General features: G+C 70.6%; 16 protein-coding genes. 11 read left to right on the forward strand and 5 right to left on the reverse strand.

Annotated elements, in window-relative coordinates:
- Positions 1–56 precede the first annotated feature (56 nt).
- On the reverse strand, positions 57–2,477 hold the full coding sequence (lon, locus tag BLW82_RS14130; protein ID WP_093499130.1) for an endopeptidase La: 2,421 nt from the start codon (positions 2,475–2,477) through the stop codon (positions 57–59).
- Positions 2,478–2,660: 183 nt separating this feature from the next.
- On the opposite strand from lon, the gene BLW82_RS14135 reads away from it, so the two are divergent.
- Positions 2,661–3,464 carry a GNAT family N-acetyltransferase gene (locus BLW82_RS14135; RefSeq protein WP_093499131.1) on the forward strand — a complete coding sequence of 268 codons (804 nt, stop codon included), beginning with the start codon at positions 2,661–2,663 and terminating at the stop codon, positions 3,462–3,464.
- A 763-nt stretch (positions 3,465–4,227) separates the two neighbouring features.
- On the opposite strand, the gene BLW82_RS14140 is transcribed toward BLW82_RS14135, so the two are convergent.
- Positions 4,228–5,046 carry a rhomboid-like protein gene (locus BLW82_RS14140; protein WP_093499132.1) on the reverse strand — a complete coding sequence of 273 codons (819 nt, stop codon included), beginning with the start codon at positions 5,044–5,046 and terminating at the stop codon, positions 4,228–4,230.
- 253 nt (positions 5,047–5,299) lie between these two features.
- Here BLW82_RS14140 and BLW82_RS14145 point away from each other — a divergent pair, with 253 nt between their 5' ends.
- The 5 genes from BLW82_RS14145 to BLW82_RS14165 all read left to right on the forward strand — a co-directional run bounded on the left by BLW82_RS14145 (position 5,300) and on the right by BLW82_RS14165 (position 12,418).
- Positions 5,300–5,989, forward strand: a complete 690-nt coding sequence (locus BLW82_RS14145) for a spermidine synthase family protein (RefSeq protein ID WP_093499133.1) — start codon at positions 5,300–5,302, stop codon at positions 5,987–5,989.
- A gap of 110 nt (positions 5,990–6,099) precedes the next feature.
- Positions 6,100–6,840 (forward strand): response regulator transcription factor, encoded by a 741-nt coding sequence (locus tag BLW82_RS14150; RefSeq protein WP_093499134.1) that lies wholly within the window; start codon positions 6,100–6,102, stop codon positions 6,838–6,840.
- The gene (locus tag BLW82_RS14155) at positions 6,837–7,973 is read left to right on the forward strand and encodes a HAMP domain-containing sensor histidine kinase (RefSeq protein WP_093499135.1); all 1,137 of its coding nucleotides are present in this window, start codon (positions 6,837–6,839) and stop codon (positions 7,971–7,973) included. Before BLW82_RS14150 ends, BLW82_RS14155 begins: the two co-directional genes overlap by 4 nt.
- Before the next feature lie 327 nt (positions 7,974–8,300).
- Positions 8,301–12,116 carry a multifunctional oxoglutarate decarboxylase/oxoglutarate dehydrogenase thiamine pyrophosphate-binding subunit/dihydrolipoyllysine-residue succinyltransferase subunit gene (locus BLW82_RS14160; RefSeq protein ID WP_093499136.1) on the forward strand — a complete coding sequence of 1,272 codons (3,816 nt, stop codon included), beginning with the start codon at positions 8,301–8,303 and terminating at the stop codon, positions 12,114–12,116.
- A gap of 122 nt (positions 12,117–12,238) precedes the next feature.
- Positions 12,239–12,418 (forward strand): DUF6104 family protein, encoded by a 180-nt coding sequence (locus BLW82_RS14165; protein WP_023586593.1) that lies wholly within the window; start codon positions 12,239–12,241, stop codon positions 12,416–12,418.
- Positions 12,419–12,498: 80 nt separating this feature from the next.
- Here BLW82_RS14165 and BLW82_RS14170 read toward each other — a convergent pair whose 3' ends face one another.
- Positions 12,499–12,723: a hypothetical protein gene (locus BLW82_RS14170; protein WP_143063665.1), complete on the reverse strand. Its 225-nt coding sequence runs from the start codon at positions 12,721–12,723 to the stop codon at positions 12,499–12,501.
- A 262-nt stretch (positions 12,724–12,985) separates the two neighbouring features.
- Here BLW82_RS14170 and BLW82_RS14175 point away from each other — a divergent pair, with 262 nt between their 5' ends.
- Complete coding sequence (locus tag BLW82_RS14175; RefSeq protein WP_177232943.1) at positions 12,986–13,936, forward strand: DUF4097 family beta strand repeat-containing protein; 951 nt, start codon at positions 12,986–12,988, stop codon at positions 13,934–13,936.
- Between the two features lies 1 nt (position 13,937).
- Positions 13,938–15,035, forward strand: a complete 1,098-nt coding sequence (locus tag BLW82_RS14180) for a PadR family transcriptional regulator (RefSeq protein ID WP_093499138.1) — start codon at positions 13,938–13,940, stop codon at positions 15,033–15,035.
- Between the two features lie 25 nt (positions 15,036–15,060).
- Here the strand turns inward: BLW82_RS14180 and BLW82_RS14185 are convergent, their stop codons facing one another.
- Together BLW82_RS14185 and BLW82_RS14190 are read right to left on the reverse strand one after the other, a co-directional pair.
- Entirely contained in the window at positions 15,061–16,026 is a 966-nt protein-coding gene (locus BLW82_RS14185; RefSeq protein ID WP_093499139.1) for a zinc-binding dehydrogenase, read from the reverse strand.
- A 257-nt stretch (positions 16,027–16,283) separates the two neighbouring features.
- Complete coding sequence (locus BLW82_RS14190; protein ID WP_093499140.1) at positions 16,284–17,516, reverse strand: NAD(P)-dependent malic enzyme; 1,233 nt, start codon at positions 17,514–17,516, stop codon at positions 16,284–16,286.
- 584 nt (positions 17,517–18,100) lie between these two features.
- On the opposite strand from BLW82_RS14190, the gene BLW82_RS14200 reads away from it, so the two are divergent.
- From BLW82_RS14200 to BLW82_RS14210, 3 genes are read left to right on the forward strand one after another with little or no spacing between them, the layout of a single operon-like run.
- Entirely contained in the window at positions 18,101–19,060 is a 960-nt protein-coding gene (locus tag BLW82_RS14200) for an ABC transporter substrate-binding protein (RefSeq protein WP_093499141.1), read from the forward strand.
- Positions 19,061–19,091: 31 nt separating this feature from the next.
- A complete protein-coding gene (locus BLW82_RS14205; RefSeq protein WP_093499142.1) occupies positions 19,092–20,021 on the forward strand; it encodes an amino acid ABC transporter permease in 930 nt (309 codons plus the stop codon).
- Complete coding sequence (locus tag BLW82_RS14210) at positions 20,018–20,818, forward strand: amino acid ABC transporter ATP-binding protein (RefSeq protein WP_093499143.1); 801 nt, start codon at positions 20,018–20,020, stop codon at positions 20,816–20,818. The genes BLW82_RS14205 and BLW82_RS14210 overlap by 4 nt, the downstream gene beginning before the upstream one ends.
- Positions 20,819–20,883: the final 65 nt, after the last annotated feature.

The raw sequence follows: 20,883 nt of genomic DNA on the forward strand, positions 1-20,883 counted from the left end.
AAGGCCCGGGCCCCCTCGCGGGGACCCGGGCCCTCTTCTGCATCCGGCAGCGTCCGTCACGCCGCTACCGGAACCTCCGGCGCCGCGCCGTTCACGGCGGGCGCGAGCGCCAGCTCCAGGACCTGGCGGACGTCGGTCACGGCGTGGACGTCGAGCTTGTCCAGCACCTCGGCCGGGACGTCGTCCAGGTCGGCCTCGTTGCGCTTCGGGATGATGACGGTCGTCACCCCCGCGCGCTGGGCGGCGAGCAGCTTCTGCTTCACGCCGCCGATGGGCAGCACCCGGCCGGTCAGCGAGACCTCGCCGGTCATCGCCACGTCCGTGCGGACCAGCCGCCCGGAGAGCAGCGACGCGAGGGCCGTCGTCATCGTGACGCCGGCGCTCGGACCGTCCTTCGGCACCGCCCCCGCCGGGAAGTGGATGTGCACGCCCCGGTCCTTCAGGTCGCCGACCGGGAGTTCCAGTTCGGCGCCGTGCGAGCGGAGGAAGGACAGGGCGATCTGCGCGCTCTCCTTCATCACGTCACCCAGCTGGCCGGTGAGGGTCAGACCCGCCGCGCCGGTCTCCGGATCGGCGAGGGACGCCTCGACGAAGAGGACGTCGCCGCCGGCGCCGGTGACCGCGAGGCCCGTCGCCACACCCGGTACCGCGGTGCGGCGCTCGGCCGGGTCCTGGGCGGACTCGGGCACGTGGTGCGGCCGGCCGATCAGGGCGCGCAGGTCCTCGTCCCGGATCGTGAACGGCAGCTTCCGCGCGCCCAGTTCGTGCTGGGCCGCGACCTTGCGGAGCAGCCGGGCGATCGACCGCTCCAGGGTGCGCACGCCCGCCTCACGGGTGTACTCGCCGGCGAGCTTGCGCAGCGCGCTCTCGTCGAGGGTCACCTCGTCCTCGGCCAGTCCCGCCCGCTCCAGCTGGCGCGGGAGCAGGTGGTCCCGGGCGATGACGACCTTCTCGTCCTCGGTGTAGCCGTCCAGGCGGACCAGCTCCATGCGGTCGAGCAGGGCCTCCGGGATCGCCTCCAGGACGTTGGCGGTGGCGAGGAAGACGACGTCGGACAGGTCGAGTTCGACCTCCAGGTAGTGGTCGCGGAAGGTGTGGTTCTGCGCCGGGTCCAGGACTTCGAGCAGGGCCGCGGCCGGGTCGCCGCGGAAGTCGGAGCCCACCTTGTCGATCTCGTCGAGCAGGACGACCGGGTTCATCGAACCGGCCTCCTTGATCGCCCGCACGATCCGGCCGGGCAGCGCGCCGACGTACGTACGGCGGTGGCCGCGGATCTCCGCCTCGTCCCGGACGCCGCCGAGGGCGACCCGGACGAACTTGCGGCCCATCGCGTGGGCGACGGACTCACCCAGGCTGGTCTTGCCGACACCGGGCGGACCGACGAGCGCCAGCACGGCACCGCCACGGCGGCCGCCGATGACGCCGAGCCCCCGGTCGCTGCGGCGCTTGCGCACCGCCAGGTACTCGGTGATCCGCTCCTTCACGTCCTCCAGACCGGCGTGCTCGGCGTCCAGGACCGCCTTGGCGCCCTGGATGTCGTACGCGTCCTCGGTCCGCTCGTTCCACGGCAGTTCGAGGACGGTGTCCAGCCAGGTGCGGATCCACGAGCCCTCGGGCGACTGGTCGCTGGACCGCTCCAGCTTGTCGACCTCCTTGAGGGCGGCCTCCCGGACCTTCTCCGGCAGGTCGGCGGCCTCCACCCGGGCGCGGTAGTCGTCGGACTCCTCGCCGTCCTTGGCGGCGTCGCCGTTCAGCTCACGCAGCTCCTTGCGGACCGCCTCCAGCTGGCGGCGGAGCAGGAACTCGCGCTGCTGCTTGTCGACGCCCTCCTGGACGTCCTTGGCGATGGTCTCGGCCACGTCCTGCTCGGCGAGGTGGTCGCGCAGCTGCTGGGTGGCCACCTTCAGGCGGGCGACCGCGTCGACGGTCTCCAGGAGCTCGATCTTCTGTTCGGTGGTCAGGAAGGGCGAGTAACCGGAGTTGTCGGCGAGCTGGGAGACGTCGTCGATGGCCTGCACCCGGTCCACGACCTGCCAGGCGCCGCGCTTGCGCAGCCACGCGGTGGCGAGGGCCTTGTACTCCTTGATCAGTTCGGTGACATGACCGGGCACCGGATCCGGGACGTTCTCGTCGACGCGGGTGCCCTCGACCCACAGGGCGGCACCCGGGCCGGTGGTGCCGGCGCCGATGCGCACCCGGTAGCGGCCGCGGATCAGCGCGCCCGGGTCGCCGTCGGCCAGGCGGCCGACCTGCTCCACGGTCCCGAGCACACCGGTGCCCGGGTAGGTGCCGTCCACCCGCGGCACCAGCAGCACCCTGGGCTTGCCCGCCTCGGTACGGGCGGCAGCCTGCGCGGCCTCCACGGCGGCGCGTACATCGGGGTCCTTCAGGTCCAGCGGGACCACCATCCCGGGCAGCACGACCTCGCCGTCGAGAGGCAGCACAGGGAGGGTGAGTGATGCGGACGTCGAAGCCATGATCTCCCCTTCGGCAGTCAACTTGAGTTATGCCGACTCAATGCATGTGAGCCACCGAATGTTCCCAGGGGTGCGTTCGCTGTCAGCGATCGGCTGCTGACCTGGCGGTACGGGCGTACGGACGGAGCCCTGTGTGCGGAAAACAGTTGCTCGGCGCGCACTCATTCCCCGTACGGTCGCCCGATGACCGACACCGACCTCAGCGCGGCCCTGCTGGCCGCCTACGACGCCCAGATGCGCGCCGTCCAGCCCGACCCCGCGCCCGGGATCAGCTACGAGCACGACGGTCCGGTCCTGCGAGTGGTGGGCCAGCACCGCGGCTTCGTGACCGGACCGCGCGACTGGGGCGGTGTGCGCGGCCGCGAACTGGACGCGCTGATCGCCCGGCAGCGGGACTTCTTCGCGGCGCGCGGCGAGGCCGTGGAGTGGAAGACGCGCGGGCACGACGACCCGGCGGACCTCCCCGACCGGTTGCGCGCGGCGGGCTTCGTGCCCGAGCCGCGGGAGACGGTGGTGATCGCCCCGATCGGCGAGTCGACCGCAGAGGCGGCCGCCCTGCCGCCGGGCGTGACCCTGCGCCGGGTCACCGCCGACGCGGACCTGGACCGGATCGCCGCACTGGAGACCGCGGTGTGGGGCGAGGACATGTCGTGGCTCGCCGGCTACCTGAGGGGCCGGCTCACGGTCGCCCCCCACGACAACGAGGTGTTCGTGGCCGAGGCCGCCGGGGAGGTCGTCTCGGCCGCCTGGGTGGCCTTCCGCCCCGGCACGGACTTCGCGATGCTGCTGGGCGGCTCCACCCTGGCCGAGTGGCGCGGCAAGGGCATCTACCGCGCGCTGGTCGCCCTGCGAGCGACCCGGGCGGCAGCCAGGAACGTCCCCTACCTCCTCGTGGAGGCCTCGTCCGACAGCGCCCCGATCCTGAAGCGCCTGGGCTTCAGGACGCTGACGACGACAACCCCGTACGTCTGGACCCCGGCCCACTGAGCCGCCCCGTATCGGGCGCGGCAAACTCCGCGACCACCCACGACGCCCCCGCCCCTCCCCCGCGTCGAACCCCGGCCCACCGGACCGCCCCATAAGGGACGCGGGGAACCACGCGACCAGCCACAACACACCCGCACCCGACCCCCGACCGCCCCTCCCCCGCGTCGAACCCCGGCCCACAGAACCGCCCCATAAGGGACGCGGGGAACCACGCGACCAGCCACAACACACCCGCACCCGACCCCCGACCATCCCTCCCCGGCATCGAACCCCCGGCCCACAGAACCGCCCCATAAGGGGCGCGGGGAACTGCGCGACCAGCCACGACGCACCCGCACCCGGCAGCCGGCCGCCTGCCACAGCGGCGCAACGCCCCCGGCCGGTCCGGCACCGCCGAACAACGCCGTCGTGGCTGCCCGCCGCCGCGGCGGCGGGCAAGAGGAACGGCCGACATCCGCCCGCCTCAAAAGAATGCAACCGCCACGGCTCCGCGAGATCGTCGCTACACCCTCACGACGCAGCCACAGGAGTCGGGCCGAGACTGACATCGGATTCACGGTGAACGGCGACGGCGGCACACAGCCGATTACGCGCACGCAGGATTACGTGCACGCGCGTGCCGGAGTTGCCCGGCCGGCCCTCCGTGTACGAGGGCGACAAGAGCGACGAGTCGCCGTTCCCGCGGAAGGCGAGGCACACGCACGGGCGCTCGGGATACCGGAGTCGGCGAAGCCGCCGGCGGCGGCGCGGGGCGGCTGAGCGCTCAGGGGGCCACGGGGACGGCCACGGGGACAACGGTGTGGGCCAGTGCCTGGACGCGCTCCCGCCGCCAGCGCCGGACCACCGGCCAGAGCCCGGTGCCGATGGCCAGCGAGATCAGGTGGCCCCAGTTGGTCATCGGGTCCTGGAAGGCGATGAGGTCGGAGACGAGGCTGTAGCCGACCAGGGCGAGCAGCGACCAGCGCGCCCAGGGGGCCAGGAGGCCGGAGAGCGCGCCGGTGCTGGCGGCCACACCGAAGCTGATGCCGTAGTCGAGGCGGTGCAGCGAGGTGTCGGGGAGGTGGCCGACCAGGACCGCGAGGCCGACCGGGATCTCGGTCGCGAGGGTGGCGAGGACATGGCCGACCAGGAAGACGAGGATCGCGCGGGCACCGCCTATCCGCCGCTCGAGCGCGGTCAGGACGAGCACGAAGGCCAGCGCGTACGGCGACAGCAGCCCGCCGGCGATCCACAGCGCGCTGGCCAGCAGGACGAAGACCGGGGTGCGCAGCAGGTGGGCGACGTCGGTGCTGGAGTCCTGGTAGACCGCGTACATGAGGCCGGGGCCGGCCCAGCTCGCGAAGAGCGAGGTGAGGGCCAGGACCGCCGTGTAGGTGAAGGTGACGGGGGTGCCGGTGGGGGTGGGGAGGAGCCGCCGGGGCAGCACGGCCCAGGAGGGCGCGGGGAGGGCGGTGCGCGGGGACCTCGGGACGGGAGCCGCGGCCGGACCGCGCTGGCGGGGCACGCCGTCGAGGAGGGCGGCGACGTCCCCGGGAAGGGGCTCGGGCGTGGGCGTCGATGCGGCCCTCGCGGTCCGTTCCACGGTGAGGCGCTCCTTCCGTTTCGCCCCACCTTTCGTCGTCCCACGAACCGCTGTCTATGACCGAGGCCACCCACGGAACGATTCAAAGGATTTTCTGAAGAACCAAGAGGGGTCAAGAGGAACCATACGAGCCGCTTTCCGTCACCCGCGGGCGCGAAGCGCCGGGCGGCCCCTCGAACGGGTGACACCCGGGCGGCTGCCCTCACCCGTAATTCGGGTGGCCGCAAAGCCCTGTTGGGGCAGGATGGCCGCCATGACGACCTCGGCCTCCGCACCCGACAGCCGCCCGGTGGTCCTGGACCGGCGCGACGGACCGTACGGCGAGGTGGTGCTGCGCAGACACGGCGGACTCCTGCAGATCATCGCCAACGGCTGCTTCCTGATGGACACCTCCGACGGCCGCTCGGAACGGCTGCTGGTGGACGCCGCGCTCCGGGCACTGGACGGACGGAGCGAGCCGGCGGTGCTGATCGGCGGGCTGGGCGTCGGGTTCTCGCTCGTCCGAGCCGCGCAGGAACCACGCTGGGGGCGGATCACGGTCGTGGAGCGGGAGGCGGCGGTCGTCGGCTGGCACCGGGACGGTCCGCTCTCCGCGGTCTCCGGCCGCGCCTTGGCCGATCCGCGCACGGTGATCGTCGAGAGCGATCTCGTCACTTACGTCAATGAGACATCGGACACGTTCGACGCCCTGTGCCTGGACATCGACAACGGCCCCGGCTGGACCGTCGACGAAGGCAACGAAGGGCTCTACTCACCGGCCGGACTCGCAAGCTGCGCAAGGGTGTTGAGGCCCGGCGGAGTGCTTGCCGTATGGTCGGCACAACCCTCAGCGGAATTCGAGGGAACCTTGTGGAATGCCGGTTTCCAACGGGTGCGTACCGAAGAGATCCCCGTTGCCCGGGGCGTTCCGGACGTCGTCCACCTTGCCGTCCGCCCTGGATAGCGAGTGCGGCTCGTGTCCCCGTAATGTGCATCCCTGACGCGGATCATTCAAGCGTCAATCGCAGTCATGGGATCACCCCACTGGTTCCGGAAAGCACACAGGGGCGGGCGATGGAGCAGACACACACCTCCCACAACGGCACGGCGACGGCCACCCAGGGCGCCCAGCGCCGGGTTCTGGTCGTCGAGGACGATCCGACGATCGTCGACGCCATCGCGGCCCGCCTGCGCGCCGAGGGGTTCCTCGTGCAAACAGCGGGCGACGGTCCGGCGGCCGTCGACACCGCCGAGGCCTGGCAGCCCGACCTGCTGATCCTCGACATCATGCTGCCCGGCTTCGACGGTCTGGAGGTCTGCCGGCGTGTGCAGGCCGCCCGGCCGGTGCCGGTGCTCATGCTCACCGCGCGGGACGACGAGACCGACATGCTGGTCGGCCTCGGGGTCGGCGCCGACGACTACATGACCAAGCCGTTCTCCATGCGGGAGCTGGCGGCACGCGTGCACGTGCTGCTGCGGCGGGTGGAGCGGGCGGCCATCGCGGCCTCCACGCCCCGCTCCGGCATCCTGCGTCTCGGTGAACTGGAGATCGACCACGCGCAGCGCCGGGTCCGGGTGCGCAGCGAGGACGTGCACCTGACCCCCACCGAGTTCGACCTCCTGGTGTGCCTGGCGAACACCCCGCGCGCGGTGCTCTCCCGTGAGCAGCTGCTCGCCGAGGTGTGGGACTGGGCGGACGCCTCCGGCACCCGCACGGTCGACAGCCACATCAAGGCGCTGCGCCGGAAGATCGGCGCCGAGCGGATCCGCACCGTGCACGGTGTGGGCTACGCGCTGGAGACCCCGACGCCATGAGCGCCGGGCCGGCCGGACCAAGAGGCCCCGGGGGTCCCGGGCGCCCGGGGGGCTCCGCGGAGGAGCCCTGGGGTGGTGTACGTCCGTTCTCGATCAAGACCAAGCTGGGCGCGCTGGTCGTCGTCTCGGTCCTGATCACCACCGGTCTGTCGATCGTCGCGGTGCACACCAAGACGGAGCTGCGCTTCATCACGGTCTTCTCGATGATCGCCACACTGCTGATAACCCAGTTCGTGGCGCATTCGCTCACCGCGCCGCTGGACGACATGAACGCGGTGGCCCGGTCGATATCGCAGGGTGACTACACGCGCCGGGTGCGCGAGAACCGCCGGGACGAGCTGGGCGACCTGGCCGAGACGATCAACGTCATGGCCGACGAGCTGGAGGCCCAGGACCGCCACCGCAAGGAGCTGGTCGCGAACGTCTCGCACGAGCTGCGCACGCCCATCGCGGGGCTGCGGGCCGTCCTGGAGAACGTCGTCGACGGGATCGCGGAGCCGGACACCGAGACCATGCGCACGGCCCTGAAGCAGACCGAGCGCCTCGGACGGCTCGTGGAGACCCTTCTCGACCTGTCCCGGCTCGACAACGGCGTGGTCCCCCTGCGCCAGCGCCGCTTCGAGGTGTGGCCGTACCTCTCGGGCGTGCTCAAGGAGGCCAACATGGTCGCCGGGGCGCGCGGGGGCATGGCCTCGGGCTCGGGGAACCACACGCGTACGGACGTCCACCTGCATCTCGACGTCTCGCCGCCCGAGCTGACCGCGCACGCCGACCCGGAGCGCATCCACCAGGTCGTGGCGAACCTCATCGACAACGCGGTCAAGCACAGCCCGGCGCACGGCAGGGTGACCGTCAGGGCGCGGCGCGGGCCGCAGCCGGAGTCGCTGGAGCTGGAGGTCCTGGACGAGGGACCCGGCATTCCGCGCTCGGAGTGGCACCGCGTCTTCGAGCGCTTCAACCGCGGCTCGGTACGGCGGCCGCACGGTCCGGGCAGCGACGGCGGCACCGGGCTGGGGCTGGCGATCGCCCGGTGGGCGGTGGATCTGCACGGCGGCCGGATCGGCGTGGCCGAATCCGACCGGGGCTGCAGGATTATCGTCACCCTCCCAGGGCTTTCATCCGTTCCAAGTTGACGTAAAGTTCGAACCGGAGCCTCAAGATCCATCTGTGCTCGGCACGGCCGTCCGCGCGGCCGGACACGTGTGATCAGGGGCGGTCCCCGCGCAGGTCGCACGGGGGTGCCGGCGTGAGGTGATCGCCGACCCGGCGGAGCCATGCCCGGTTCAGTCCCCTTGCAGCGCAACCACGCTTGTTTCCCGCCACATCAAGCCCCGAAACACAGTTTTCGATGTGACTTACACGACGATGAACCTGCCCGACCTGACCTTCGCGGTCTTGGAGGCGTAGCCTTTATTCCCGCTGTCCATAACCTTGTGAAGCGGAAGAGGGCGGTTGCCGCCGTGTCGCCACAGTCCCCCAGTAACTCGAGCATCTCGACCGACGCAGACCAAGCGGGCAAGAACCCCGCGGCCGCGTTCGGACCGAACGAGTGGCTCGTCGACGAGATCTATCAGCAGTACCTCCAGGACCCGAATTCGGTAGACCGAGCCTGGTGGGACTTCTTCGCTGACTACAAGCCGGGGGCGCCCGCCGCCTCGGCTCCGGCTGGTACCGCGGCCGCGGGGGCCGCGGGCACCACCTCCACGACACCCGCGCCGGCCCAGCCGGCGGCTCCTGCGCCCGCCGCGGCCGCTCCCGCCGCCCAGGCGCCCGCTCCGGCCGCCCCGGCCGCGCCTGCCGCCCCGAAGGCCGCGGCGCCCGCCCCGGCGCCCGCGAAGCCCGCAGCCGCGCCGGCCGCCGCGAAGCCGGCCGCCGCCAAGGCCGCGGCGCCCGCCGCGGAGGCCCCGGAGGGCCCCGAACTGGTCACGCTGCGTGGTCCCGCCGCGGCCGTCGCGAAGAACATGAACGCCTCGCTGGAGCTGCCGACGGCCACCTCGGTCCGCGCGGTCCCGGTGAAGCTGCTCTTCGACAACCGGATCGTCATCAACAACCACCTGAAGCGCGCCCGGGGCGGGAAGATCTCCTTCACGCACCTGATCGGCTTCGCGATGGTCCAGGCCATCAAGGCCATGCCGTCGATGAACCACTCGTTCGGCGAGAAGGACGGCAAGCCGACCCTGGTCAAGCCGGCCCACATCAACCTGGGCCTGGCCATCGACCTGGTCAAGCCCAACGGTGACCGCCAGCTGGTCGTCGCGGCCATCAAGAAGGCCGAGACGCTGAACTTCTTCGAGTTCTGGCAGGCCTACGAGGACATCGTCCGTCGCGCCCGCGACAACAAGCTGACGATGGACGACTTCACCGGCGTCACGGTCTCCCTGACCAACCCCGGCGGCCTCGGCACCGTCCACTCGGTCCCGCGTCTGATGCCCGGCCAGTCGGTCATCATGGGCGTCGGCTCGATGGACTACCCGGCGGAGTTCCAGGGCACCAGCCAGGACACCCTGAACAAGCTCGGCATCTCGAAGGTCATGACGCTCACGTCGACCTACGACCACCGGGTCATCCAGGGCGCCGCCTCCGGCGAGTTCCTGCGCCAGGTCGCCAACCTGCTCCTCGGCGAGAACGGCTTCTACGACGACATCTTCGAGGCCCTGCGCATCCCCTACGAGCCGGTCCGCTGGCTCCGGGACATCGACGCCTCGCACGACGACGACGTCACCAAGGCCGCCCGGGTCTTCGAGCTCATCCACTCCTACCGGGTCCGCGGCCACGTCATGGCCGACACCGACCCGCTGGAGTACAAGCAGCGCAAGCACCCCGACCTGGACATCGTCGAGCACGGCCTCACCCTGTGGGACCTGGAGCGCGACTTCGCCGTCGGCGGCTTCGCCGGCAAGTCGATGATGAAGCTGCGCGACATCCTCGGCGTGCTGCGCGACTCGTACTGCCGCACCACCGGCATCGAGTTCATGCACATCCAGGACCCCAAGCAGCGCAAGTGGATCCAGGACCGCGTGGAGCGCCCGCACTCCAAGATGGAGCGCGAGGAGCAGCTGCGGATCCTGCGCCGCCTGAACGCCGCGGAGGCCTTCGAGACCTTCCTGCAGACGAAGTACGTCGGCCAGAAGCGCTTCTCCCTGGAGGGCGGCGAGTCCGTCATCCCGCTGCTCGACGCGGTGCTGGACTCGGCCGCCGAGTCCCGCCTGGACGAGATCATCATCGGCATGGCCCACCGCGGCCGGCTGAACGTGCTCGCCAACATCGTCGGCAAGTCGTACGCGCAGATCTTCCGCGAGTTCGAGGGCAACCTCGACCCGAAGTCGATGCACGGCTCCGGCGACGTGAAGTACCACCTGGGCGCCAACGGCACCTTCACCGGCCTGGACGGCGAGCAGATCAAGGTCTCGCTGGCCGCCAACCCGTCCCACCTGGAGACGGTCGACCCGATCATCGAGGGCATCGCCCGCGCCAAGCAGGACGTCATCAACAAGGGCGGCACGGACTTCACGGTGCTGCCGGTGGCGATCCACGGCGACGCGGCCTTCGCGGGCCAGGGCGTGGTGGCCGAGACCCTGAACATGTCGCAGCTGCGCGGCTACCGCACCGGCGGCACGGTCCACGTCGTCATCAACAACCAGGTCGGCTTCACCGCCGCCCCGGAGTCCTCGCGCTCCTCGATGTACGCCACCGACGTGGCCCGCATGATCGAGGCCCCGATCTTCCACGTGAACGGCGACGACCCGGAGGCGGTCGTGCGCGTCGCGCGCCTGGCCTTCGAGTTCCGCCAGGCGTTCAACAAGGACGTGGTGATCGACCTCATCTGCTACCGCCGCCGCGGTCACAACGAGTCGGACAACCCGGCCTTCACCCAGCCGCTGATGTACGACCTGATCGACAAGAAGCGCTCGGTGCGCAAGCTCTACACCGAGTCCCTGATCGGTCGCGGCGACATCACCCTGGAAGAGGCCGAGCAGGCACTGCAGGACTACCAGGGCCAGCTGGAGAAGGTCTTCACGGAGGTCCGCGAGGCCACCGCGCAGCCGGCCGCCGCGCCCTCCCAGGAGCCGCAGGACGGCTTCCCGGTCGCCGTGCCGACCGCGATCTCCACGGAGGTCGTCAAGCGCATCGCCGAGTCCCAGGTCAACATCCCGGACTACTTCACCGTCCACCCGCGTCTGCTGCCCCAGCTGCAGCGCCGGGCGGCGATGATCGAGGACGGCACGATCGACTGGGGCATGGGCGAGACCCTGGCCATCGGCTCGCTGCTGATGGAGGGCACCCCGGTGCGGCTGTCCGGCCAGGACTCCCAGCGCGGCACCTTCGGCCAGCGCCACGCGGTCCTCATCGACCGGGAGACGGGCGCGGACTACACCCCGCTCCTCTACCTGTCCGAGGACCAGGCCCGCTACAACGTCTACAACTCGCTGCTCTCCGAGTACGCGGTGATGGGCTTCGAGTACGGCTACTCGCTCGCCCGTCCGGACGCGCTGGTGATGTGGGAGGCGCAGTTCGGTGACTTCACCAACGGCGCCCAGTCGGTCATCGACGAGTACATCTCGGCGGCCGAGCAGAAGTGGGGCCAGACCAGTGGCGTCACCCTCCTCCTCCCGCACGGCTACGAGGGCCAGGGCCCGGACCACTCCTCGGCCCGCATCGAGCGCTTCCTGCAGCTGTGCGCGCAGAACAACATGACGGTCGCGATGCCGACCCTCCCGTCGAACTACTTCCACCTCCTGCGGTGGCAGGTGCACAACCCGCACCACAAGCCGCTGGTCGTCTTCACGCCGAAGTCGATGCTGCGCCTCAAGGCGGCGGCCTCGAAGGCGGAGGAGTTCACGAGCGGGCAGTTCCGCCCCGTCATCGGCGACGCGTCGGTCGACCCGGCCGCGGTCCGCAAGGTCGTCTTCTGCACCGGCAAGGTCTACTACGACCTGGAGGCCGAGCGGCAGAAGCGCGGCGTCACGGACACCGCGATCATCCGCCTCGAGCGCCTGTACCCGCTGCCGGGTGCGGAGCTCCAGGCCGAGGTCAACAAGTACCCGAACGCCGAGAAGTACCTGTGGGCCCAGGAGGAGCCGGCGAACCAGGGTGCCTGGCCGTTCATCGCGCTCAACCTGATCGACCACCTGGACCTGGCGGTCGGCGCGGACATCCCGGCGGGCGAGCGCCTGCGCCGCATCTCGCGCCCGCACTCCTCGTCCCCGGCGGTGGGTTCGGCCAAGCGCCACCAGGCCGAGCAGGAGCAGCTGGTGCGTGAGGTCTTCGAGGCGTAGCCCTCACCAGTGCGCCGAAGGGCCCGGTTCCCGCCTCGGGGGCCGGGCCCTTCGGCGTTCCGCCTAGGCTGGTAGACGCCCACACCGGGCACCCACACAGGCAGGCAGCAGGAGAGCAACCCATGTACTTCACCGACCGGGGCATCGAGGAACTGGAGAAGCGGCGCGGCGAGGAAGAGGTCACCTTCGAGTGGCTCGCGGAACAGCTCCGCACCTTCGTCGACCTGAACCCCGACTTCGAGGTCCCGGTGGAGCGCCTGGCCACCTGGCTGGCCCGGCTGGACGACGAGGACGAGGAGTAGGCGAGCGCCCCGTGACGGGCGCGGGGAACCGCGCGGGCGGCCCCCACCGGCCCGCACCCGACGCGCCCTGAAACCGTCGGTCAGTCCCGCGGAAACACCGTCTCGTACGACAGCTCCAGCACCCCGTGCGCCGTCAGCACCGCTCCCACGGCCGCCCATCCCACGCTGCGCCGCCGCATCCCCCACGCGGCGGCCGGCAGCCCCACCGCCACCTCGGCCAGGGCCAGCCGGTGGGCCCGCGGCACGCATTCCGCGCTCTGCGCTTCCGGCGGCCGGGAGATGGCCCTGGACTCATCCGTCGACATGCTCACACGGTAAGCAATTCATCCGCTTGCCGCCCGATATGCCACTCCCCTCAACCCCCGTCGTCGCCTCTCGATGTCCGTCGATGCCCGTCGATGGGCATCGACGGGCATCGACGGACATCGACGTCAACATCGCACCCAACCGGCCACACCCGCGGGTGTCTTGACTTCCCGCGTCCGCGATATATCGTGTTTCATGGAAGACGCGATATGGCGCGAGCCGTGCGATCGCGTTCGCGTCCGGCCCGAGGAGGTCCGCACCATGCCCAAGTCCGAGTGGTCCGTCGCCGAGCCCGAGAAGCTCGACTTCGACACCCCCGTCAGCGACCTGCACGTCCGCATCGTCAACGGAACAGTCAACGTCGTGGGCACCGACGAGGGCTCCACCCGACTGGAGGTCTCCCAGATCGAGGGACCGCCCCTGGTCGTCACACACGAGGGCGGCACCCTCACCGTGGCCTACGAGGACCTGCCCTGGAAGGGCTTCCTCAAGTGGCTCGACCGCAAGGGCTGGCGGCGCAGCGCGGTGGTCTCCCTCGCCGTCCCGGCGGACACCCGCGTGGAGGTGGGCGTGGTGGGCGCGGCCGCCGTCGTCTCCGGGATCACCGGCACCTCGGTGGTCAAGGGCGTCACCGGCGACACCACCCTGGTCGGCCTCTCCGGCGAGGTCCGCGCGGACACGGTCTCCGGGAACCTGGAGGCCCAGGCCGTCACCGGCAACCTGCGGTTCAACTCCGTCTCCGGCGACCTGACCGTCGTCGAGGGCTCGGGCCCCGCCGTGCGCGCCGACTCGGTCAGCGGCTCCATGATCGTCGACCTGGACCCGGACGGCCCGACCGACGTCCGGCTGACCAGCGTCTCCGGCGAGATCGCCATCCGGCTGCCGCACCCGGCCGACGCCGAGGTCGAGGCCAACACCGCGAGCGGCACGATCTCCAACGCCTTCGACGGACTGCGCGTGCACGGACAGTGGGGCGCCCACAAGATCACCGGGCGCCTCGGCGCCGGTACCGGCAAGCTCCGCGCCACCACGGTCTCCGGCTCCATCGCCCTGCTGCGCCGCCCGCCCAAGGAGGACGACGACGAGCGGACGGCCTGGGCGGCCGAGCCACCCACGGGCCCGGCAGAACCGGCCGCCGCCCCGGCCGACGGCACGCCCCAGGGCCCGACCGGCGACCCGACCGGCGACCCGACCGACAAGAAGGTGCTCTGACATGCCTCCCGTCTTCGCCCACGGCCGTCTCCGCCTCTACCTCCTCAAGCTGCTGGACGAGGCCCCGCGCCACGGCTACGAGGTGATCCGGCTGCTGGAAGAGCGCTTCCAGGGCCTCTACGCCCCGTCGGCGGGCACCGTCTACCCCCGTCTCGCCAAGCTGGAGGCCGAGGGGCTGGTCACGCACACCACCGAGGGCGGCCGCAAGGTCTACGCCATCACGGACGTCGGCCGCGCCGAACTGGCGGACCGCAGTGGCGAGCTGGCCGATCTGGAGCTGGAGATCCGGGAGTCGGTGGCCGAACTGGCCGCCGAGATAAGGGCGGATGTGCGCGGAGCCGCCGGTGACCTGCGCCGCGAGGTGCGCGCGGCCGCCTCCGAGGCCCGGCACGGCGCGGGCACGGGGGCCGGGGAGCACGGCGACCCCGGCGACCCCGGCGACCTCGGCGACCTCGGCGACCTCGGCGACAAGGAGTCGTGGCGGGCCGCCAAGGAGGAGATGCGCCGGGTCAAGCAGGAGTGGAAGGAGCAGGCTCGCCGCGCCAAGGACGAGAGCCGCCGCGCCCGTGACGAGGCCCAGCGGGCCCGTCGGCAGGCCCAGGAGGCCCAGGCCCGGGCGCGTGCCCAGGCCCAGGAGGAGATGCAGCGCATCGCCCGCCGGGTGCAGGAGCACGTCCAGGACCACTTCGCGCGCGGCGACTGGCCGACCGGCGTCCGCGAGGGCATCACCGAACTCGCCAAGGAGTTCGGCGACTTCGGCAAGGAGTTCGGCAGGAACTTCGGCGGCCGCACCGACCCGGATCCCGGCACCGGCCCGAACCTGCGCAAGCCGGCACCGTCGTCCGCGCCGGGCCCGGAGTATGCACAGACTCCGGAGGACTTCCCGGCGCAGTACGTGCCCGCGTGGGCGCACGACGACGAGACCGGCAGCGGCGACGCGGCCCGTGACCTCGACCGGCTCCTGGACCGCTTCCGCGACGACATCCGCGACGCGGCCCGCGACCACGGCGTCACCACGGACCAGCTCCGCGAGGCCCGCCGCCACCTCTCGACGGCGGCGGCCCACATAGGAGCGCTGCTGCGCACCCCGAAACCCTGAGGACAGACCGTACGCGCTGAGCCCCTCAGGAATTGGTCAGCACGATCTTCCCGAACTGGTCGCCCGACTCCAGCCGTTCGAATCCCTCGCGGGCACGGTCGAGCGGGAGCAGTTCGTCGATGACGGGACGTACCCCGGTGGCGGCGCAGAAGGCGAGCAGATCCTCCAGCTCGTCCTTGGTGCCCATGGTCGAGCCCACGACCTTCAGCTCCAGGAAGAAGATGCGGGTCAGCTCGGCGTGCGAGGGACGGTCGCCGCTGGTGGCACCGGAGATGACGATGGTGCCACCGGGGCGCAGCGACTTCACGGAATGGGACCAGGTGGCGGCGCCGACGGTCTCGATGACGGCGTCCACGCGCTGCGGCAGCCGGGCTCCCGGCTCCACCGCCTCGACGGCACCGAGTTCCAGGGCCCGCTTCCGCTTGGCCTCGTCGCGGCTGGTGGCGAAGACCCGCAGTCCGGCGGCCTTGCCGAGCACGATCGCGGCCGTGGCGACACCGCCGCCCGCGCCCTGCACGAGGACCGAGTCGCCGGGCCGTACGCCCGCGTTGGTGAAGAGCATCCGATAGGCCGTCAGCCAGGCGGTCGGCAGGCAGGCGGCCTCGGCGAACGACAGTTCCCTGGGCTTGGGCAGGATGTTCCAGGTGGGCACGGCGACCTGCTCGGCGAAGGTGCCCTGGTAGCGCTCGGTGAGGATGGACCGGGGCTCGTGGGGCCCGACCCCGTGGCCGCTCTGCCCGATCACGGAGTGCAGGACGACCTCGTTGCCGTCCTCGTCGACGCCGGCGGCGTCACAGCCGAGGATCATCGGCAGCCGGTCCTCGGGGAGACCGACGCCGCGCAGGGACCAGAGATCGTGATGGTTGAGGGAGGCGGCCCGAACGTCGACGGTGCTCCAGCCGGGCCGGGCCACGGGGGCGGGGCGCTCCCCCAACTCAAGGCCGGAGAGCGGCTGGTCGCGGTCGATTCGGGCGGCGTAGACGGCGAACATAGGGCCGACGATAGGTTCCCGGGGCCGCGGGCGAAACCGGGGGCCGCTGTGACACATACCCTCTTGCGCCCCCGTAGGGCACGGGGAACTGCGCGAGAAGACCCACCGACCGGCACCCGCCGTCGGCCGCCCCCCTACCCCGATCGCGGGGCTATGGGGTTCGGCAGCCCCCAGCACGAGGGTCACCTCGTAGCACCCGATCGGGTGGGCCGGGGGCAAAGAATGGCCTCGCCCCAACAGGGCGAGGCCACTCGGGGTCAGCGGCGAGCAACTCCCTCCGCGCGCGCCGCCGCGGCCACCGCCGCGGTCACCGCGGGAGCGACCCGCTCGTCGAAGGGCGACGGAATGACGTAGTCGGCGGCGAGATCGTCGCCGACGACCGCCGCCAGCGCCTCCGCCGCCGCGATCTTCATCCCCTCGGTGATCCGGGAGGCCCGCACCTGCAGCGCGCCCGCGAAGATGCCGGGGAAAGCCAGCACGTTGTTGATCTGGTTCGGGAAGTCCGACCGTCCGGTCGCCACGACCGCCGCGTACTTGTGGGCGACGTCGGGGTGCACCTCGGGGTTCGGGTTGGCCATGGCGAACACGAACGCGCCGTCGGCCATCGAGGCGACGGCCTCCTCCGGGACCGTACCGCCGGAGACGCCGATGAAGACGTCGGCGCCGGCCAGCGCGTCCTCCAGGGTGCCCTTGAGCCCGGCCTTGTTGGTGAAGCCGGCGACCTCGCGCTTGACGGTGGTGAGGTCGTCGCGGTCGGCCGAGATGATGCCCTTGCGGTCGGCGAGGGCGACGTCCCCGATACCGGCCTCGACCAGCATCTTCGCGATGGCGACCCCGGCCGCGCCGGCGCCGGAGATGACCGCCCGGAGCTGTCCGATCTCCCGCCGGCTGAGCCGCGCGGCGTTCCGCAGGGCCGCCAGGGTGACGACGGCGGTGCCGTGCTGGTCGTCGTGGAAGACCGGGATGTCGACCCGCTCCTGGAGCTTGCGCTCGATCTCGAAGCACCGCGGCGCCGAGATGTCCTCCAGGTTGATCCCGCCGAAGGAGGGAGCCAGCCGGACGACGGTCTCCACGATCTCGTCGACGTCGGTGCAGGCCAGGGCGATGGGGACCGCGTCCACGCCGCCGAACTGCTTGAAGAGGATCGCCTTGCCCTCCATCACGGGGAGGGAGGCCTCGGGACCGATGTCCCCGAGGCCGAGCACGGCCGTGCCGTCGGTGACGACGGCGACGACGGACGACTTCCACGTGTAGTCGTTGACCAGCTCGGGCTGTTCCGCGATCGCGGTGCACACGCGCGCGACTCCGGGCGTGTACGCGAGGGAAAGGTCGTCCTTGTCACGGAGCGGCACGGTGGCCTGCACGGCCATCTTGCCGCCGCGGTGCAGCGCGAACGCCGGATCGAAGGAATCGAGGGGCTCGGCCCCGCCGTCCTGGTCCGCACTGCCCGACGCGCTGTCGCTGCGAGGATTGACGATCTCCGCTGCCACTTGTCTTACCCCTTAGGTATGCATGGTTTTGAGGGTCGGCCGCTCCCGGTGAGGGAACGGGCGGGCACCGCGCAGGGCCCGATCACTGATACGTACGAGTGGCACGTACGAGCACCTGCGCGACGGGCGCGCCGCACACGCGCCCTGAGCCCCGGATGAGGGGTGTAAAGAACCTTCTTACCGGACGGACAGCGCTCACGACGAGTCGAATAGGCGCAAGGTCACATCACGGATGTCGTAGAGGGCCGACAGATGAGCGGCCCGGTGACCGGCAGAAGATCACGCTGCGCAGCACGGGGTGAACCGGTGGTGAACCGAAGATCTTCCGGCCAGAAGGTCGGATCCCCGCAGATGCGCGGGGTGGCGGGTCGGGGAAGGACCGGCCTGACGCGTCACGGGGGTCACCCGTTATCCGATTTTGACATGGTGACACGTCTGCTTGGAGCAATCCCAATGGCAGGATGCCGTAAACCCACGAGGTCGCGACACCCGAAGGTGTGTGTTTCCGTCGACCCATCGGCATATCGACATATCAGGCATATCGGTATATCGGCTTGTCCTACCCACTGCCGGAGGAACCCACCATGACCGCAGGCTCCACCCGTCGTACCACCGCCTCGCGCTCCCAGATTGCCGCGTTCGGTGCGATCGCGGTCGCAGGCGCCCTGATCCTCACCGGCTGCGGTGACCAGACGGACAAGGGCGGCGACGGCGGCTCCTCCTCGACGGCCTCGGCCCCGCTGGCGAGCAAGCTGCCGGCCGACATCCGCAAGGCCGGCGTGATCAAGGTGGGCTCGGACATCGCCTACCCGCCGGTCGAGTACATGGAGAACGGCAAGGCCGTCGGTGTCGACCCGGACATCGCGGACGCGCTGGGCAAGCAGCTGGGCGTGAAGTTCGAGTTCCAGAACGGCAAGTTCGACAACCTGATCGTGGGCCTGCAGGCCAACCGCTTCAACGTGATCATGTCGGCGATGAACGACACCAAGGACCGCCAGAACGGCATCGACTCCGACACCGGCAAGAAGGTCGGCAGCGGCGTCGACTTCGTCGACTACTTCACCGCCGGCACCTCGATCCTGGTCCAGAAGGGCAACCCGAAGGGCATCAAGTCCCTGGACGACCTGTGCGGCAAGGTCGTGGCCCTGCAGAAGGGCACCACGTCCGAGGGCATCGCCAAGGCACAGAGCGAGAAGTGCAAGAAGGACGGCAACAAGGCCATCGACCTCCAGACCTTCGACACCGACCCCGAGGCGCTGCTCCGGCTGAAGCAGGGCGCCTCCGTGGCCGACCTGAACGACTTCCCGGTGGCCGCGTACAACGCCAAGACGTCGGGCGGCGGCAAGGACTTCGAGGTCGTGGGCGAGCAGATCGAGGCCGGCCCGTACGGCATAGCGGTCAGCAAGCAGAACACCCAGCTGCGCGACGCGCTCCAGGCCGCGATGGCCGCCATCATCAAGAGCGGCGATTACCAGAAGATCCTGGAGAAGTGGAACGTCACGCAGGGCGCGGTGACCGAGGCCAAGATCAACGGCGGCTCCTGAAACGCCCGGGCACGACTGAAGGGCCGTCACTGTGACTGACACGGTCGACAAGACTCCGGCGGCGTCCGTGCCGCCGGAGCAGATCAAGGCCATCCCGGTGCGCCACTACGGGCGTTGGGTGTCCGGCGTGGTGGTCGTCGCGCTCCTGGTGCTGATCGGGATCGCCTTCTCCAACGCGAAGATCAACTACAGCGTCATCCCCGACTACCTCTTCGACCAGGGCATCGTCTCCGGTGCCTGGACCACGCTCTACATCTCGGTGCTGGCCATGGTGCTCGGCGTCGCGCTCGGCGTGATCCTCGCCGTGATGCGGCTGTCGTCGAACCCGGTCACCAGCACGGTGTCCTGGTTCTACATCTGGTTCTTCCGCGGCACCCCGGTCCTGGTGCAGCTGCTGCTCTGGTACAACATCGCCCTCGTCTTCCCCATCCTCAACCTGGGGTTCTACAAGGACGAGATGAACCAGGTGATGACGCCCGTCCTCACCGCGCTGCTGGGCCTCGGCCTGAACGAGGCCGCGTACATGTCGGAGATCGTCCGCGCCGGCATCCAGTCGGTCGACGAGGGCCAGACCGAGGCCTCGCACGCGCTGGGCATGACCCAGGGCCAGACGCTGCGCCGGGTGATCCTCCCGCAGGCCATGCGCGTCATCATCCCGCCGACCGGCAACGAGTTCATCAACATGCTGAAGACCTCGTCGCTGGCCTACGCGGTCCAGCTCCCCGAGCTGATCAAGAAGGCCACGGACATCTCCAGCACCTCGCTGGCGGTCGTCGAGATGTACTTCGTCGCCTGCATCTGGTACCTGTTCCTGACCACGATCTTCAGCATCGTCCAGTACTACATCGAACGCCGTTACGCCCGCGGCTCCTCGCGCAACCTCCCGCCCACCCCGCTGCAGCGGCTGCGGAAGAATCTGGCCCAGTGGGGTTCGTTCCGTCGCCCGGAGGTGGCCCGATGAGCTCTCTCGTCAAGGACATCACCCCGCCGAACAGCGGCGCCCCGATGGTCAAGGCCGAGGGCGTGCACAAGTCGTTCGGGCTGTCGCACATCCTCAAGGGCATCGACCTGGAGGTGCTGCCGCGCGAGGTGTTCTGCCTGATCGGCCCGTCCGGTTCCGGCAAGTCCACGTTCCTGCGGTGCATCAACCACCTCGAGAAGATCAGTGCCGGGCGGCTGTACGTCGACGGCAGGCTGGTCGGCTACCGCCAGCACGGCGACAAGCTCTACGAGCTGAAGGAGAAGGAGGTCGCGGCGCAGCGACGGGACATCGGCATGGTGTTCCAGCGCTTCAACCTCTTCCCGCACATGACGGCGCTGGAGAACGTGATGGAGGCGCCGGTCCAGGTCAAGCGCGAGTCGAAGGCGTCGGCCCGGGAGCGGGCAGAGCGTCTCCTCGACCGGGTCGGCCTCGGCGACCGTACCGGGCACTACCCGGCGCAGCTCTCCGGCGGCCAGCAGCAGCGCGTCGCGATCGCCCGCGCGCTCGCCATGCAGCCGAAGCTGATGCTGTTCGACGAGCCGACCTCCGCGCTCGACCCGGAGCTGGTCGGCGAGGTCCTGGACGTGATGCGGGACCTGGCCGAGGACGGCATGACGATGATCGTCGTCACGCACGAGATGGGCTTCGCCCGCGAGGTCGGCGACAGCCTGGTCTTCATGGACGACGGCGTGGTGGTCGAGTCCGGCCACCCGCGCGACGTCCTGACCAACCCCCAGCACGACCGGACGAAGTCGTTCCTGTCGAAGGTGCTGTAGCGGTACGACACGAAAGGGGCGGTACGAGATTGCTCGTACCGCCCCTTCGTTCCGTCTGCCCGGGG

It is taken from the genome of Streptomyces sp. Ag109_O5-10, assembly GCF_900105755.1.
Lineage (GTDB): Bacteria > Actinomycetota > Actinomycetes > Streptomycetales > Streptomycetaceae > Streptomyces.